This is a genomic window from Bradyrhizobium hipponense (assembly GCF_008123965.1).
GTDB lineage: Bacteria > Pseudomonadota > Alphaproteobacteria > Rhizobiales > Xanthobacteraceae > Bradyrhizobium > Bradyrhizobium hipponense.
Map to the genome: position 1 here is coordinate 78849 of NZ_VSTH01000050.1, position 16710 is coordinate 95558.

Sequence of the window (16710 nt, forward strand, 5' to 3'; positions counted from 1 at the left end):
CTTTCTCAACTCGAGGAAAAAGTCGAATAAAATCAATAGGCATCTATCGAAAGTCTCCACTACAGAGCTGGGCCTGGTGGGCGATCGGACCTCTGTGAGGAACTGATGCGCGGCGGTGGCTGCGGCGGCAGATCGAGCTTGAGTTGCTTGAGCAGCAGCTTCTGGTCGGCGTTGAGCTCAGTATAGCGGCTGAGGATCAGCGTGCGTCCGTCGGTTGTCGGGAAGTGCACGTCGAGCATCTGCACCGCGGCCATCTTGTCGAGCGCCGCCCTTGATGTGAGGCCCGGGGCCAGCGGCTTCAGTCGCGCCCGCAACGTGACGTGCAGGCAATAGGCGAGGAAGGCGACGAAGATATGCGCCTCGACCCGATGCTCGACCTGATGATAGATCGGCCGCAACTGGAGATCGTCTTTCAGGTTTTTGAATGCAGCCTCGACTTCGGTCAGTTGAATGTAGAATTGCCAGAGATCGGCGGGATCGCGATCTCCGAGATTGGTGCGCAGCAAATAGCGCCCTTCATGTCGGCGCACCTGGCGCAACTTCTCGCGGTTGAGCGTGAAGCTGAACGCAGTCCCGCTGGGGGCGATATCGATGTCGATCAGCCGCCACGCCGCGCGAGCCTTGGAACGCGCGGCGCCGAGCTTCATCAGGAACTCCTTGCGCGTGAGCTTCATGTTTGCGATTTGCTTCAATCGTGACCAAAGCCATTTGAGCTTGCGCCGGCGCATGGCGCGTTCCTTGTGGATGCGGGCGCGGCTTTGCGCCAAGACGTAGGTCTCCTGGTCCTGCGGCAGCAGCTTGACGTCGATACCTTCGCGCACTGCCTGCCAAGGCTTGTCGAGCAGCGCCGCCTCTAGTTTCGACAGCCGTCCCTTCGGCGTTCCGACCAGATAGGAGACCGGCGGATCGGCCTGCCGCATCTCCGCCAGCACCGCATCGGTGGGAATGCCGCGATCCATCACCCAGATCCGCTGGGCCTTGCCGTACTGAGTCTCGATTCTGTGCAAAAATTCCCGCAAGGTCGTGCTGTCCGCCGTGTTACCCGGCAGCACCTCATAGGCGAGCGGGAAGCCGTCCGGCGTGACGATCAGCGCGATCACCACCTGCACGCAGTCGCTGCGTTTGTCACGGCTGTAGCCGAACCGGCGCTTGTCGTTGTCGTCGTCCGGGGGCGCGGATTCGAAATAGGTGCTGGTCAGGTCGTAGAGCAACACCTCGAACTTGGCGCCGAACAAATCCGCCCAGCGTTGACGCAAGTGGGAAAACAACGCTTGTTTGTGCGGCAAGAGCTTGTCGAGGCAGCGGTAGAGGGCATTCTTTTCCGCCAGCATGAAATCCGCGCCCAGCAAGTCCGCCATCGCGCTCTGTTCAAACCATTGCCGGTGCAGACGCCACTCGCTACCGGGATCGATCAGCCGATAGCACACCAGCGTCTGCAGGATGTCGCACCAGCTCGTTCCCTCGCGCGAGGGCCGCAGCCGGGCCGCCCAGAACTGGTCAAGCCCAAGCTGTTCATAGAGTTCACACGAAAGCCAGCACGCGCCCCACTGCCGCGGCCGATGCAACTCCATCGCATCGAGCCGCACCTGTACGCCGTACCCCTCGGCCTGTCTGGGAAGCTCACTTCGGCAGAAAAAAGCGACAGCTGGGTGTGGCGTTGCACATCCTCGTCAAACGCTTCGATCGCGCGGCTCCAATCGTCATGTTGGCCGTCGCCGATCTCACCCAAATACAGCACCTGCCGCTGCACCACCTTGCCACTGGCACAGCGCCGGTTCTCGACGATGTTCCAGTAGCGGTGCTCCTTGCCGTCCTTGAAGCGCCGATTCGATCGCAAAAACATGGCCCGACAAAGCTACGCCGATCGCAACAGGCCAAAAAGATACTTGGTCTACACTACAAGCGATTCCTGAGACCCACAGATTGATCCGACTCGCCTTTTTGGCTCAAAATTCCTGAAAATTGTCATTCCAGCACGCGAGTTGAGAAAGTTGGGCTAGGGCCGGTCGTTGCGGCGCACCTCTCCCGCGCAGAGAGGTGATCCGAGTCCTCGGCTTGTACCGATTCAAGCATATTCATCCGGTCTACGCCGGAACAGGCGCTTCCAATTCCAACAGGCGCGCGGCCTTGAGATCGCTCCAGAGCGCGGCTGGCACTGTGGTGGTCAGCGCTGCCACGTTGCGCTCGACCTCCTGCGCATTGTGCGCCCCGAGCACCACGCTCGCGACCGCGGGATGACCGAGCGCGAAATGTAGAGCGGCCGTCGGCAGCGCTACGTCATGAGCTGCGCAGATACGCTGGATTTCGGCAACCTTCGAAAGGATCTGCGGCGGCGCGTCCTGATAATTGTACTTGGCGCCCTTGGTGGCGCCCGTCGCCAGAATCCCCGAATTGAACACGCCGCCGAGCAGCACCGCGATGCCCTGCTTCAGCGCCAGCGGCATGAACTCCTCGAGTGCCGGCTGCTCCAGCAGCGAATAGCGCCCGGCGAGCAGCATCACCTCGAAGGATCCGGCTTGCGCAAAGCGCACGCACATCTCAGCTTCATTGACGCCGATCCCGATGCCCGCGACCACGCCCTCCCCGCGAAGCTTGTCGAGCGCTACATAGGCCCCGGACATCGCTTCGCGAAACCGGTCCTCGATCGCGTCCTTGCCATGGGTCCACACATCGACGTCATGGATCAGCAACAGGTCGATACGGTCGGTGCCAAGCCGCAACAGCGACTGCTCGACCGAGCGCATGGTGCCGTCATAGGAATAGTCGACGACGGCCCGGTGCGGCTGTCCGCCGACAAATCCGGACCGAGTCTCCGGCTGGTGAAACGGATCCATCCAGCGACCGGTCTTGGTGCAAAGCACCACGTGCTTGCGCGGCACGCGCCGGAGCGCCGTTCCGCAGCGATGCTCCGACAGGCCATTGCCATAGTGCGGCGATGTATCGAGCAGATTGATGCCGAGTTCGAAGGCGCGGCTTGCGGCAGCAATAGCAGTCTGGTCGTCGAGCTCGAGAAAGAGATCGCCGAGCGGTGCGGTTCCGAACCCGAGGATCGAGACTTCAAGCCCGGTCCGGCCAAGTGTGCGGCGCGGCAAAGCTGATTGCGAAACCATCGTGGATTGCTCTCCCTTCTCCGCGCCTCAATCGCGCGCTGGTCTCATTTGGCAGCGACGCGCAGCGTATGTATTTGCCGCCGCGTGTCAACGCGAAGAATGAGCCCGCTGCGCAAAGCTGTTCCGCTGATACGATCGAGTTGCTAGGAATAGCGGAAACCGGCACGCGGGCGCGCCTCATGACCTGCGGCAACAAGGATGACGATGCTCCCCTATGTCACGCACGATGCGCGCTTTGCACGCCTGGTCTTCGGTCACGCCAATCTCGAGAAGCTCAGCAGCGGCTACCGCTGGGCCGAGGGCCCCGCCTACTTTCCGGCCGGCCGCTATTTGATCTGGGACGACGAGGGTGATCTCGCCGCCCGCTGGATCGATCTGGTACACGTTGGAGGCGCCAATCTCGGATTTGGTCTGCTGGCTCTCGTAGTCGCTGTCGATGCCGTAGGTCGGATCCGAAAACCAGACCGAGCCGTCCGACTTCACCACGACGTCGTTGGGCGAGTTCAGCCGACGCCCCTCGAATTGGTCGGCAAGCACCGTGATGGAGCCGTCGTGCAAAGGGTTTTCACTTTGTCGGAATGGCCCGGTCGCAGCCCTCTCGGAGAACTCCTAGAATATCGGAGATGCGAGTCGCCGGAGGACTACCGCCTTTCCCCACACCAGCCAAAGCTACGATCTCTCATCTATCGCGCGTCCTGAGCGAGAGCCGCTTTACGCCTTGACCGGAGGGATTGCCAAATGAGGCTGGTGATATCGTGGAGATGGAAAGCGCGCGGCTCTCGGGCTTGCCTCGTACTGCTGGCCCGAGATAAGGCCGGCGAGACAATCCGATTGGTATGTTCAAGTCAGGGATGCTCGACGAGCGATACCGACATTCGATTCAAGCCGCGACCTGACTGACGAGCGTTTCCATTACGTTTTCGTTCAGGGTCGTTTCGCCAATTCGTTGTGATTTCGTTGCGGCGTTCTTCGGAGACCCACGCTCGCGAGCGCGGATTCGCGACGACCGGAGGAGCCTGCATCAGTACATCGTGAAGACCGGGAGCCGCTTGACTCAAGCCCTAAGTTGGCTGCTAATCGCTAGCAGTCTCGAGGCGAGTTTGATTTCGGCGGCATGAATCTGACGCAGCAGCCACCGGGGGACCCGTGATAGCTCCGTGAAGTCTAACCTCGCAGTTCTGGCTCTACTCATTGCGCGGCCGCTGGGACGTGCGAGCCTTGAGGACATTGAACGAGATATTGATGCGGACGTCATGCGCTTTCAAGGCGAGCCGCTGCCGGACGAAGAAGCTCTCGAGGATATCAACCTTCTCGCAGCAGGACTTGTGACTCCCGATGGCGATGGCTTGCGGATCACCGATGCCGGACGATCGGTATTGAATACGCTGAATGAGCTGAGACGGATCTCATCTCATACCGTTGACGACAAGAGCTCGGCGAATGATCAAAGTTCGGCTGTTGTTCGCGCGATATCTCTGGCGGCGCCCTTCCTGTTGCATGGCTTCGGATCTGCTGGCGAAGCGCGGTCAGACATCCGCCGCAGGAAAAGCAGTGTATTCGCGACCATCGCTGTCAAGTTCCGGCGCGTCGGTGCGCTCTGGCGCAAGCACCTGGAACACGATCCTCTGGATAAGAAAATGGAACAGCGAAGCCGAAACGCCATCGGCGCCGTCATTGCGATTCTAAGCTTCATGCTGCTCACCATCTGCGCCGGGGCCGCTGGCGTGGTGATGCAGTTCAGATCCATGAAATCAGAGATCGCTTACTTGCATCGTGAGGTGCTTTCGCTGAAGGAACGATTGACGCGCATCGATCAGGCCGAGAAGGCCAGGCAGCTCGAGGAGAGAGCGAACACCGAGCAGGCCAAGTCCCGAAACGATGTGATGCAAGAAGCCCCCCTAAATCTCTCGTCCGACGAGATTCGGCTCATACGAGACTACATCAAGCCAGCTCAGTCTGCGGGATTGGCAAGTGCGCCCATGAACGTGGGTGATCCCATCACTGGCCCAACCATCCCGCTTCCTTCTCCCGTCACAGACAAGGTGCCCAAATTGATCGGAGCCAGATTTTTGATCCGCAGCGGCGCGATCATCATCGTCAAAAGGGACAGCCGTCGGGCTGATGCTGTGCTTGGGCCGAACTAGATTTGGATCTCTCGAGTCATAGGCGCGCGGCACGCGGCGTGCCTTCCAGCCCGTATCGAGTATCATTATTGCGGATGGTTCTTTTTATGGCTGATTATTCGGCGGCCTTTCGATGAACCTGCGACTGCCGTTGAGAAGCTCGAGGTTATTGGCGATCACCGGGTTACCTGGATCGAGCGAATAGGCCTTCTCAAACTTCCGTCGCGCCGCACTGAGATTGCCGCGCAGCATGTACGAATATCCCTGATCATTCAGGATTTGAACGGTTTCGCCTCCCAGCCGGATCGCTTGGGCATAGGCCTGATCAGCCAGATCAAAACGACGCAGACGATCATAGCTCGCTGCGAGTCCAATCCAGGCCGTCAAATCCTTCGGTGATTTCTCGACGGCGTCCTTGAAATAGCGCTGGGAAATCCCGTAACTGCCGCGGTTGAAATGCTCCAGCCCCAGCCGAACGGGTTCGTCTGAAGGGTAATATTTGACGTCGGTCGGTTCCTGCACGGGGTCCCCGCCCGGCGGATCGACAGGGGCCACGATTGCAGCCTCCCTCAGCGTCTGGTCACACGCCGCAAGGCCTGTCCCCAGCAAGCAACAGCTCAGCACCAAGATGATGCGCCGCATAATCCTTGTCCCAGCCCGGCCCAGCGGATTCATTGAAATATCATCGTTGAATTATCCAAGGTCCCCTTCGCTCCTCTACCTGCCAGCTGCTCCGCCGACCGGCACCGATATCCCCGACGATGCTCCCGCTCCCAATCCAGTTACGTTGACATTCTGGGTGACGGGAGGCCGCTGACCCATTTGTTTCGTCGGATCACCATTATCGGGAAGCTGGTCGATCGGCTGTTGCGTGTTGCCGTAACGCGAGACGGCCGCGCCCACGCGGCGAGCATCGTATGCGATCCGGCGATCGCCGACGTATCGCGGCCATGGATGGATGGTATGGGTGACGGCGTTGACCTGCTTGGCATCGCCGGCACTCGTTGTGATGCTGTCGGAACGCTGAAAATAGCGGTCCACCTCGTCATGACCGGCGAGACCGTAACATCCCCCGAGCAGGAACGGCGCGAACAGAACCAGATACCTGATCGTCATCTCTCGCTCCGCTAGTTGAGGGTCTTTACGACCGGCTGGTCGGCAGCTGCGGCCGGTGCCGGAACGGGCACCCTGACCTCAGGAGCGATGATGTGACCGTACGGGCCCTTCACCTCGCCGCCGGAATTGACGTAGTCGTTGTAGCGCTTGCGGACTTCCATCTGGCCGTTAAGGAAGAAATCGACATCGTTGGCCGGCAGGCGTGAGTCGAGCGGTGAGGCCAATTGCTGACCGGGTGCCGCCGGCGCGACCAGGCGCGGCGTCACGATGATCACCAGATCCGTTTCCTCCTGCTGGTACGACTTGCTGCTGAACAAGGTTCCGAGCACGGGCACCGAGCCGATCCAGGGCAATTGCGAAACGTCCTGGCGATTGCGGGTCTGCAGCAGTCCGGCGATTGCAAAGCTCTGGCCGTCGCGCAATTCGACGGTGGTCCGCGCGTCGCGGCGGGTCAACGCGGGAACGGTCGTCCCCTGAATCGTCACCGCATTGGAGAAATCAAGCTCGCTGACCGACGGCTCAACCCGAAGGTTGATCACGCCTCGCGAGAGAACGGTGGGGACGAAGGCCAGTTCGACACCGAACTTCTTGTAGTCGATCGTGATGGTGGGAAAGCCGTTCGTCGTCTGGGTCGGTATCGGCACTGGAAACTCACCGCCGGCGAGGAAGCGGGCGGCATCGCCGGAAAGCGTAGTCAAGTTTGGCTCCGCCAGCCGGCGTGCCAGCCCTTTCGTTTCCAATGCAGAGATCAGCAAGTCCACCGAGCCGCCGTTGCTGGTCCGAATCAGACTGGTCAACAAGCTTCCGAACGGGGCAGGAGCGATGCCTCCTGCAGTGCCGGCGAGCGTTCCCAGAGTTCCGAGTAGCGGAAGACTTCCCGTCGGGGCGTCGCCGACCTGTCCTCCCCCAGCACCGAGCGGACCGTTAGTGGTATTAATACCACCAATCGGTGATCGACCGGCGGCGGTCACACGACCCAGCCCGGTATTACCGACGTTAGTACCATTGGCATTCGCCCCATAGAGGTTGACACCTAGGTTGCGGCCAGCCTCCCGACTCACCTCGAGAAAGCGCACCTCCAGCATCACCTGCTGCGGCGCCGCGACACTCATGGCGTTGACGACGACTCCCCCTTTCGCGACCGTGCTGGTGGCGATCGCCATGGCCCGCTCGGCAGTCACCGCGTCGGCCGCGGTTCCGCTGAGCACCACCTGCCCCTCGGAAGCCGACACGCGGATTCCTTGTCCGCCGGTGCTGGTCCGGATGTTCTGCTGCAGATTGCCGGTATCGATCACGACCTCGATGTCGAGGATCCCAATCTGCTTCATCGCACTGTCGAACAGGATGACGTTGGTGGTGCCGGTCTGCTTGCCCTGCACGTAAATGAGGTGATCGCTCAGCGACTTCACGTCGACGATGTCGGACGAACCCGCCACGATGGTCGCAAAAGCCGTGTCGACCTTGAAGGTGCGCGACTTGTTGACGACGATCTTGACCCGCTGGACGTCGCTCATCTCGCTGACGATGACGCCGCCGGAGGAGCTCCGCCGGTCCGCAGCCGCCGCGCGGTCAGTGAACCCAGACGAGGCGAGCGCAGCGCCCAGACCCATCACGCCGAACGCGAAAACCTTCCCTACCTTGTTACCCCAAACGCGACCGCCACCCATCCGAGTTCCCCCACTGCGATCCACGGAGATGCCCGCAAATCTACGTGCTCGACGTCCTCAACGTCTCCCTCCGCGCACCACGTCGCAGAGCTTACAACCTGTCCCACTACAATTCGTTACTTCGTGTTTCCAAGATCATCATCCCTCATGTGGACTACTTGCAAGAAGAGACGCTTGCCGCACTGCGGTAACGGCAGAGAAAGCTTCGCAATGTTGCCAGTGAGCACCACTTTCTACCTGTTTTGCTCGGAACTATTAGGGCCGCGGCCGAGTTCCTGCTGTTGCTCCGACGCCCGGCAACGTCTCTACGGATTTTCGGAAGATCGGTTCGGGCAGCTGGGATTTACTCTCTCCCGGTTACCGAAATCCAGATGCACTCCCGGAATGATTGCCGACGATCACTAAAAGGGAATCTTGGTGGACGCGTTCGGCGCATTGAGGGATGTGCCCCATATCGGCATCAGCATTCTAAAGGCTGTTTGAGAAGCTGTGATGGTCAAATCGTTGGGGCTGGACCCAACGGTCAGCGTCGGCGTGAGACCGCCGAAGAACAGGAAGGGGGCAGCATCCTTCCTGTTTGCGACAGGCAGGTAGGTATCGATATCGATACAGCCGGAGGGAGATGTATTGTTGACTACATCCGGTGTGTAGCACCTGATCATCGTTGCCCGAGCGCCAGCGCTCGCGAGCGTCCGCAAGGACTGCATCGTGATGGCATAGCGTCCGAGGTCGAAGATGGCGAAGATCAATGTGAAAAGCGGCACGAAGACGAGGATAAACTCGAAGGCCGAGGCGCCGCGGTTGTCGAGCTTTCTCATCATTGCACCAGAGCGACAATCTGGGTGTAAGCGACGGGACCACACCCTTGCGTGCTTAGGTAGCCGCCACCGCTCATGTCAATTGTTCTGGCGATCACCGCTGAACAGGTCGTGTTGGTGCTAGCAGTGGTTCCGGCCCAGCTAACGTCGACATAGGGGAAGTACATGGCACCGCCCAGGCTCACAGTACCACCACCGTTTATTTTGACCTGATTGCTGGTCTTGTTCGGGGCCTGATCATCAATCAGGACGCCGTTCAGATCAGAAGAGAAACTGTTAGTAGCAGGTGCGGAGAGATCAACCGTACCCCCGTTGATGGTAAGCTGCGAATCTCCGAGCAAAACGAGAGTTACGCCTGTGCCTTTCAGTTGTCCGCCGGTAATCTTTATCGTTGCTTTGTAGAAGAAATAGGTTCCCGGATCCAATATGTACTGGTCTCCGTTCGACACCGTGAAGCTACCGTAAGCTCCACTGCCCGCGCTGTTCGGCGTGCAATGCTTCCACCCATCCGTTTGGACGGGGCATGATGGACTAGTGTTGCCAGTTCTACTGTTGAACAATTCGCTATCTAATTTACTAAGCGGATTGTTTGCGTACGGCATGAAATAATTGTGCGGCACGCCCACGCCAGGACTGTTACAGGTGTTTGAAGGGGTGCAGCCACTTACACCATAAATGGCCCATCCCGAACCCGTGAAAGATGGAGTGCTGGCAAACTGAACAGTGGTGTCCGACATCATCCCGCAGCCAGTTCCGTTGTTGCTGAGGTTACCACCAAGCTTCAGTGCGCCTGAGTCAGGCCCAAGTGCCAACGCACACAGTTTTGTCGGGTTCTGGACCAGCGCAATGGCTTGGGCGGGGATGTTGACGGTGGTCAAACCCAGCACGGCCGCCAAGTAGGCCGGCTGTTGCTGGCTTACCCGGGCGCGAACGGCGTTACCGGTGCCTGCAGGTGGCGTTGTGAACGTGCCCGCATTGTAGTCGCCGACATAATCGCCGATATCGATCTGCACCGCCCGCGCGATTCTGCTCGGAAGGCTCGTCGGACACTGGCTGTCGGGATAGGGCGTGTTGTCCGTTGGACTTGAGTTGCAAAACGCATTCTGTGCCGCGAACTCCTTGCCGCGATAATCCACTGATTGTGGATCGCAGTTCGTCGCCCCGGCAATCGTGCATGCAAGCCGCAAGGCACCCGAGTAGGCTGCCGCATCAGCGGCGTTCTGCGCGTTCTTCTTGGTGACGTACCACGATCCGGCCTCGGCCCCGAGTGAGACCACTCCGATGAGCGGCACGAGGGCAATGACCGTCGCGAATGCGGCCGCGCCTTGTTGGGAACGGAGCAGATGACGCATGGAAACACCCTACTGGAAGCGTTCTGAGTAACGCAGCGTGTACGTACAAGTGGCGCGACACAGCGCCCATCGCGACACGATCGGGGCTAAAGTGACAGTTGTCGTAAATGTAAAGTACTTTGGAATTTGCGTAACGTTGCCTGAGTTGCAGACAGCATTCGCATCGCCGCACATCACTTGAAGATTGCTGATGGGAAAACCGGGACCAGCCTTTGCAAGTGCGCTTGATGCCCAACTTGACGCGTTTGTGACGTCAGACGGCGGCGAATACTGAATGTATTGCCCGAAGCCGCGCAACGCCGCCCACGCGGAGGTAAACTGGAAGCCCGCGGCGGCCACATCGGCGAGCGGCATGAGGAGGAGCGCCACCAAGACAGGGTAGACGATCAGTGTCTCAAGCGCGACGGCGCCGCGTTCATCCACGATGAAAGACTTCTTGCGGCTCATGAGCCTACCTCGACCGATACTCACTATTCCGGTCGTCGACCGGATCAATAGCACTCACCAAACATGAGGAATCAATCTCCAGCGTGACGCCTCGTAACCGGCATATTCCGGGCAGTTGCGCCGAAGCAGGTCCTCTTCGTAGTAAATTCGGCAAACCTGGACGCCGATATGCAAGACGAGCAAGACCGCTGTCAGCGGCGTCGGGTTTCTCAGCATCACGCCCAACACCGCGATTTCTTCCGCGAGGTAAAGTGGGTGCTTGATCCACCGATACGGTCCCGTTTGCACCACGTTACGCGCCTGCGGCACCAAACTGAATGATCTGCCAAGATGCCGGATGGTGGCCAGCATCATGATCATGCCGATCAATACGCAAGCAGTGGACGCCAGGTTTGGTAACGCTTGGTCGGTCTTGCCGAAGAAGGCGATCGTCCATGGCATATAGGTGCCGACGAACGCCGCTATTCCTGGGAGGACACCATCCGCTTGCGCCTTTGCCGGGGACCGCGTCACGGTCAACAGCGCCAGGAGCACGTAGAAGGTCGCAAGGCAAACACTCGACAAGAACGACGGCCAGGGTTTGTCGGCCGATGATCCAATATTGATGGCGACGCCAAGTGCCAGCAACATGAACCACATGCCGCCGAGCAATTGCATCGTCCGATCGTAAGAGGAGATTTTCGACAGGACAATCGTGTTCATGGCTACTTACCGAAGCTGGCAAACGAACGCACGAGGTGCAGAATGGGACTTCCTCCCAAAATGACGAACATGGCTGGAAGCAGGAACAACACCATCGGAATGGTCAGCTTGGCGCCTAGCTTGTGTGCTCTTTCTTCAAGCTTGGTAATACGTTCTCGACGCAGGTCGACAGCGATACTCCGCAGAGCTTGGCCCACCGGCGTTCCGTATTGCAGGCTTTGAGCGACCATGGTGCCGAATCGGCGAAGCCCATCTGACGTAGATCCTAATTTCTCGAATGCGTCGCTGCGGCTTGGCAGTATCCGGAGATCATCAAGAAGACCGCTCAAGACCCTGGCTATAGGGGGATTGGTCTTGTGCATTTCTTGCGCTACACGTGCCAGCCCGCTCTCCAGGCCCATTCCCGCTTCGCTGCACACAACCAGCAAATCGATCATATCCGGCGTGCCTAGTCGAATCGCAGCATCAAACCGCCGCTTCATAACCGCCAGTATCAATCGCGGCCCCAAAATTCCGATCATCACGCCAATGAGGGTGAAGACCAGCACGTCCGTCATTGCCTTCCCGAAAAGCTGAGCGACACACCCGGCGATGATGGGGCACAGGAACATGCTGACGGCTTTGACACCGATCCAGGTCGGCAATGCTCGACGATGATTGAAACCTGATGATTGAAGGATCGTTCGTAGTTGATCCAGATTTTCCTCCGCGTAGAAGCGGCGATACCGCATGCCGAGCCATGAAAACAAACTGGTCACGTCTTGGAAGGGTGCTGACCCGCCAGCAACGCCCATCACGGCGTTTGCCACCCGTGCGTCCAATGTACGAATGTGTATTTCGCGAATAATCAACAGGCTGGTCGCAGTCCCGACTGCTACCGTGAGGGCCACCAGACTGAGGCCAAAAGTCATAGTTGTGTTTCCCTTCTGACCATCCAACTTATCACCAAGGCTCCGACAAGCACTGAGGCTACTGCGTAAGCCAGCAGCTTGTTTCCAACCGGATCAGTGAACAATAGATCAACAGTTTGCGGATTGGCCGCGTAGAGTACTCCACCTCCAACTAAGGGCGAGATTGTTAGTGCGCGTGAGGAAAAGATCACCTCTCCTGCCAGCGCCTTGGCGCGACCAGCTAGCGCAACACGCTGCCTCACAGTGTCTCCCAGGTTCTGCAAGGTTTCGGCCAAGCTGCCGCCTGACTTCAACTGGACTGCAAGTGTCACCGCAAACATCGCATACTCTGCCACTTGCGTTCGCCGATAGACGCCGTCGACAGCTTCCGCTGGAGGTCTCCCCAGATTCACTTCGCTGCATACGATGGCAAACTGCCCAGCTGTTGGTTGCGGCATGTCGCGCGCGAGGGCGCGAAATGCTTCGTGCACGGGCAAACCTGATCGAACCGTACTTGTGATCAGCTGGATCGCATCAGGCAGCTGTCGAAAAAGTTGAAGGGCGACGCGACGTTGCTGCCATCCAAACAGCCCCCGCACCACGATGACGGCTGCGATTGCAGCGGCAATGCACCCGTAGAGAATGGAATATCCTAGCAGGCTATTCGCATAGAGGATTGCTGCCGCTGCGAAGGCACCGGCGAGCAGCACATAGGCCAGATGCCAAGTGTAAGGTATCTCGGGATTGTAATTGGCCAGACGATGGAGGAACAGAGTCCGGGATCCGGTCTCCGTGCGGCGAATGGACAGCAGGCTGGCTGGATGCGAGGCTGGCAGAGCAACCGCCAGCTGGCGATCGATGCGTCTGTCCCGAGCGTCGAGCCACAACGAAACGGCTGCTGCGCACATCGCGAGCGCCAGAACAGTGACGATCACGGACTCCGGCATCATACTTGCCTCATGGCCTCGGCCCAAGCTCCATCTAGCCCGAAATAGACAAGACGGCTTTTGAATTTCGGAGTTGCAAGGTTGCACCTGTAGGTGCCCGATATCCGCCCATGCACATCCTCCTCCTGGTACTCGAAGGCCGCGATGTCATTGGTGGTGATCACCTCCCCTTCCAGGCCGATTACCTCGCTGATCTGAACGATACGGCGCTGTCCGTCCCGCATGCGTTCGACCTGCACAATGAGATCCAGCGCAGCGACGATCTGGGATCGGATCGCCCGCGACGGCAGATTGACCTGCCCCATCTGCACCATGTTTTCGATGCGGGTCAGGGCATCACGGGTGCTGTTGGCATGCACCGTGGAGATCGAACCATCATGGCCGGTGTTCATCGCCTGCAGCATGTCAAATGCTTCAGCGCCGCGAACCTCGCCTACGACGATCCGGTCGGGACGCATGCGCAGGGCATTCCACAACAGATCGCGTTGTGTCACCTGCCCCGTGCCTTCGAGACTGGGAGGCCGGGTCTCCAGGCTGACCACGTGCGGCTGCTGAAGCTGCAATTCTGCCGCATCCTCGATCGTGACAATGCGTTCGCTGTGATCGATGAACTGACTCATCGCATTCAAGAGCGTCGTCTTGCCGGATCCGGTACCGCCGGAAACCAGAACGTTGAGCCGAGACCGGGCGGAGACCTCCAACAATTGTCCGATGGCCGCGGTCATTGAGCCGTTTTCGATCAATCCGGCCATATCCAAACGAAGGCTTGGAAATTTTCGGATGGAGATGCACGGACTATGAATCGCCAGCGGCGGGAGGATGATGTTGACGCGGCTGCCATCCAGCAGGCGACAATCCACCATCGGGCTGGACTCGTCGACGCGCCGACCAACCTGCGCGGCAATCTTCTGAGCTACGGAGGCGATGTGATCATTGTCGCGGAATCGGACCGCAATTCGTTCCAGCCTGCCGTTTCGCTCCACGTAGACATTACTCGGACCGTTCACCATGATATCGTTGATCGATTGATCCAGCAGAAGCGGACGCAGCGGCCCGTAGCCGGTCATGTCGTCCGCAATCTCGTCCGCAAGCTGAAGCTGCTCGCGACCTGACAGTTCAAGTCGTTCCTCGTTGGCGATTCCATGGATGATTTCCTCGATCTGCCGCCGAAGGACATCGCGCGAAACAGTCGCTGCAACCGACGGCTCAATCTGCTCGATGACCCGCTCGCGCAGCGAGGCTGGCAGCAGGGGCCGCTGAGGCGAAGGTTCGTGCCTGGGCGCAGATGCAGGCAAGCTCGGTGTCGACGCAGGCAATGGCGTCAATGCCGGCAAATGAGCTGGCGTATCGTCGTCGCGCCTACCGAAGGTCTTCATAATCCGAGCAGCCTCCTCAGCCGTCCCTTCCGCTCGACGCCGAGCCCCGTGATCTCCCGTACGATCGGGGCGAGGTGACGTCGCAGTCCTGATACGTGCTTGAGTGCTGGAATTCCGAGGTTGACCGCCTGGGTCATCCCCTTGCCGAGATCGGGTACCACCATGTCTGGTTCTGCGCCCAAAGCCTTGACAATCGCAGCCCGGGGAAGGCCACCGGCACGATCGGCACGGTTGAGCAAAGTAAAGACCCGATCCTTGCCGGCGATGTTAGTGACAGCAGTGCGCAGCGCATGGGCATTGCGAAGTCCGGTCACCTCGGCTTCGAGCAGCACCAGGACGTGACGAGAATGAGTGATCACCGGATGGATGGATGGCGGAAACGGGACCGGTACATCGACAACGATGTAGTTGAACCGTTGGCGGAGTAGACCCAGCACGTGCCTCACGCCCGCTTCGGTGATGTCGAGCTGGGCATCCAGTTCTTCATCGGCAGAAATCAGGCAAACTCGTTCGTTGACCTCAATTGCCGCGCGCTCAAGGAATAATGTGTCCGCACGCATCGGGTTTTCCAGCGCAATGCGCAGGCCTGGCCCGGGCTGAACACCCAACATGACAGCTGTTTCGCCGCCTTGCAGGTGAAGGTCGAGCAGCGCAACCTTGGCCTTGGTGGTCTCGGCCAGCTGCAGCGCGAGATTGATGGCGATACTCGTTGCGCCGGCGCCACCCTGCGCACCACAGATCGAGATCACATGTCCGCCACGATCAAGCGAACTGTGCGTCACGTTGCCAATCAGTTTCGGGCGCAGCTGGTCCAGCACCATGTCCCGCGTGAGCGGCCTCGGCAGGTACTCGGTCAAGCCGAGCTCCAAGAGCGCGCGGTAGAAGGTGATCTCCCTGCTCTCACCGATCAGAGCGACCCGGACATCGGGCGGGCAGACGCCGGCCAGCCTTTCCAGTTCGGTGAAGGGATCATCGATTCCGCTGATGTCCGCCACCAACGCGAATAATTCGGTGTCGGTTTCGAGCATCCGTATGGCATGACGGATCGTGCCGCGCTTGATCGATAGGTTGCTACCTTCGAGCCCCTTGCGCAAAGCCGCAGCGCTGAGCTCATCATTTACGAAACAGACGATCCGGTTACGCGTGACGATCGATGTCGCTTCTTCAGGCGGAGTGGCTATGGCAATGTTCATCAACGTTTCTCCGACAACTTGTTAGCGTAACCCATGGCCGTTGCAGTCTGGCGGACAACTTCCGACGACCCATCGCAGCTGACGAGAGCGTCTTCGTCTTGTCTCCTGACTGTGTATTGCTTCACCTGACCGCCCGAATGAACGACCACTGCCGTTCTCTGACCGGCAATTGCATTCTGGCGAGCAAGCTCCGGCGACACATCACAGCTGGACATCGCGCCAGTATCCGCCTTGTCCCACTGATCGACTGCTGCCCGTACGGCGAGGGAGAGCGTTCCGATCTGCTTTGCGACGGTGACCTTTTTCACCTGCTCCTGCGTAAGCTCCAGTGACACCGTTTGCGCTTGCTTACCTGCCATCCCGCTAATGGGTCGCCCGCCGCCCTGCACGAGCTCCTGGTCAATCGCGATCACTCGAACATTGCGCAGAACGGTTTCGCTAAGAGCGCGACGCGCGGAATCGGCCTTCTCGAAGACCTGGGTCAACACGACATCCACATGATCACCCGGCCTGATGAGGCCCGAGACGCCCGACTCCTCGTCAACCTTGATGCTGATGGCACGGCTATCCGGCGCCAGGACGCTCGCGAGGAAACCCCGATCTCGGGGACGAAGGATGTCTTGCAATGTGACGGGGCTGCCAGCGTCGACGAACTTGCGGATGAGAGAACCGGGAAGTCCGGCCCTGGACTCGGGCGTTTCAAGGATAGCCCCCTGAGGAACGCGCTCCGGCGGCACCGACCGCACGGTGAAATCTTCTTCGCGGGCCAATGTCCCCTTCGGCAAGGGACGTGCCGCAACAAAGTATCCGGCGGTTGGCGGCGCCGCCGGCGCCGGAGTCGTCTCTGTGACTTGTAGTGGGGCCGGAGGCTGCGCCTTCGGCAGGTTCATGTTATAGGCAATCAGCCCGAACGCAGTGGTTGCGAGCAAAAGTACCATGATGATCGACAGACGTAACGCGGATGACATC

At 59.4% G+C, this 16710-nt stretch carries 14 protein-coding genes and 2 pseudogenes; 1 reads left to right on the plus strand and 15 read right to left on the minus strand.

Features of this window, described 5'->3' with window-relative positions; all coding sequences use genetic code 11:
• Window positions 1-59: 59 nt before the first annotated feature.
• The 3 genes and pseudogenes from FXV83_RS15635 to FXV83_RS15650 all read right to left on the minus strand — a co-directional run.
• Window positions 60-1843, minus strand: a pseudogene (locus FXV83_RS15635) (IS1634 family transposase).
• A 241-nt stretch (window positions 1844-2084) separates the two neighbouring features.
• Complete coding sequence (locus FXV83_RS15640) at window positions 2085-3110, minus strand: aldo/keto reductase (protein ID WP_148740294.1); 1026 nt, start codon at window positions 3108-3110, stop codon at window positions 2085-2087.
• A 332-nt stretch (window positions 3111-3442) separates the two neighbouring features.
• Window positions 3443-3665, minus strand: a pseudogene (locus tag FXV83_RS15650) (SMP-30/gluconolactonase/LRE family protein); the annotation flags it as partial.
• 602 nt (window positions 3666-4267) lie between these two features.
• Here FXV83_RS15650 and FXV83_RS15655 point away from each other — a divergent pair.
• Entirely contained in the window at window positions 4268-5254 is a 987-nt protein-coding gene (locus FXV83_RS15655; protein ID WP_148740295.1) for a hypothetical protein, read from the plus strand.
• 84 nt (window positions 5255-5338) lie between these two features.
• Here FXV83_RS15655 and FXV83_RS15660 read toward each other — a convergent pair whose 3' ends face one another.
• From FXV83_RS15660 to cpaB, 12 genes are all read right to left on the minus strand, one after another.
• Complete coding sequence (locus tag FXV83_RS15660) at window positions 5339-5875, minus strand: tetratricopeptide repeat protein (protein ID WP_187435929.1); 537 nt, start codon at window positions 5873-5875, stop codon at window positions 5339-5341.
• Window positions 5876-5950: 75 nt separating this feature from the next.
• A complete protein-coding gene (locus tag FXV83_RS15665; protein WP_148740297.1) occupies window positions 5951-6349 on the minus strand; it encodes a hypothetical protein in 399 nt (132 codons plus the stop codon).
• Window positions 6350-6360: 11 nt separating this feature from the next.
• Window positions 6361-8016 carry a type II and III secretion system protein family protein gene (locus FXV83_RS15670; RefSeq protein WP_148740298.1) on the minus strand — a complete coding sequence of 552 codons (1656 nt, stop codon included), beginning with the start codon at window positions 8014-8016 and terminating at the stop codon, window positions 6361-6363.
• 401 nt (window positions 8017-8417) lie between these two features.
• A complete protein-coding gene (locus FXV83_RS15675; protein WP_148740299.1) occupies window positions 8418-8837 on the minus strand; it encodes a TadE family protein in 420 nt (139 codons plus the stop codon).
• Window positions 8834-10186, minus strand: coding sequence for a pilus assembly protein TadG-related protein (locus FXV83_RS15680; RefSeq protein ID WP_148740300.1), 1353 nt, complete (start codon window positions 10184-10186; stop codon window positions 8834-8836). The genes FXV83_RS15675 and FXV83_RS15680 overlap by 4 nt, the downstream gene beginning before the upstream one ends.
• A gap of 9 nt (window positions 10187-10195) precedes the next feature.
• Window positions 10196-10633: a hypothetical protein gene (locus FXV83_RS15685; RefSeq protein WP_148740301.1), complete on the minus strand. Its 438-nt coding sequence runs from the start codon at window positions 10631-10633 to the stop codon at window positions 10196-10198.
• Between the two features lie 54 nt (window positions 10634-10687).
• Window positions 10688-11335 (minus strand): methyltransferase family protein, encoded by a 648-nt coding sequence (locus FXV83_RS15690; protein ID WP_148740302.1) that lies wholly within the window; start codon window positions 11333-11335, stop codon window positions 10688-10690.
• Between the two features lie 2 nt (window positions 11336-11337).
• Window positions 11338-12246 (minus strand): type II secretion system F family protein, encoded by a 909-nt coding sequence (locus FXV83_RS15695; protein ID WP_148740303.1) that lies wholly within the window; start codon window positions 12244-12246, stop codon window positions 11338-11340.
• Entirely contained in the window at window positions 12243-13175 is a 933-nt protein-coding gene (locus FXV83_RS15700; RefSeq protein WP_187435930.1) for a type II secretion system F family protein, read from the minus strand. Before FXV83_RS15700 ends, FXV83_RS15695 begins: the two co-directional genes overlap by 4 nt.
• Window positions 13172-14548, minus strand: a complete 1377-nt coding sequence (locus FXV83_RS15705) for a TadA family conjugal transfer-associated ATPase (protein ID WP_148740305.1) — start codon at window positions 14546-14548, stop codon at window positions 13172-13174. Before FXV83_RS15705 ends, FXV83_RS15700 begins: the two co-directional genes overlap by 4 nt.
• A complete protein-coding gene (locus FXV83_RS15710) occupies window positions 14545-15741 on the minus strand; it encodes a CpaE/TadZ family protein (protein ID WP_148740306.1) in 1197 nt (398 codons plus the stop codon). The genes FXV83_RS15705 and FXV83_RS15710 overlap by 4 nt, the downstream gene beginning before the upstream one ends.
• The gene (gene cpaB, locus FXV83_RS15715; RefSeq protein WP_148740307.1) at window positions 15741-16709 is read right to left on the minus strand and encodes a Flp pilus assembly protein CpaB; all 969 of its coding nucleotides are present in this window, start codon (window positions 16707-16709) and stop codon (window positions 15741-15743) included. The genes FXV83_RS15710 and cpaB overlap by 1 nt, the downstream gene beginning before the upstream one ends.
• Window position 16710 lies beyond the last annotated feature (1 nt).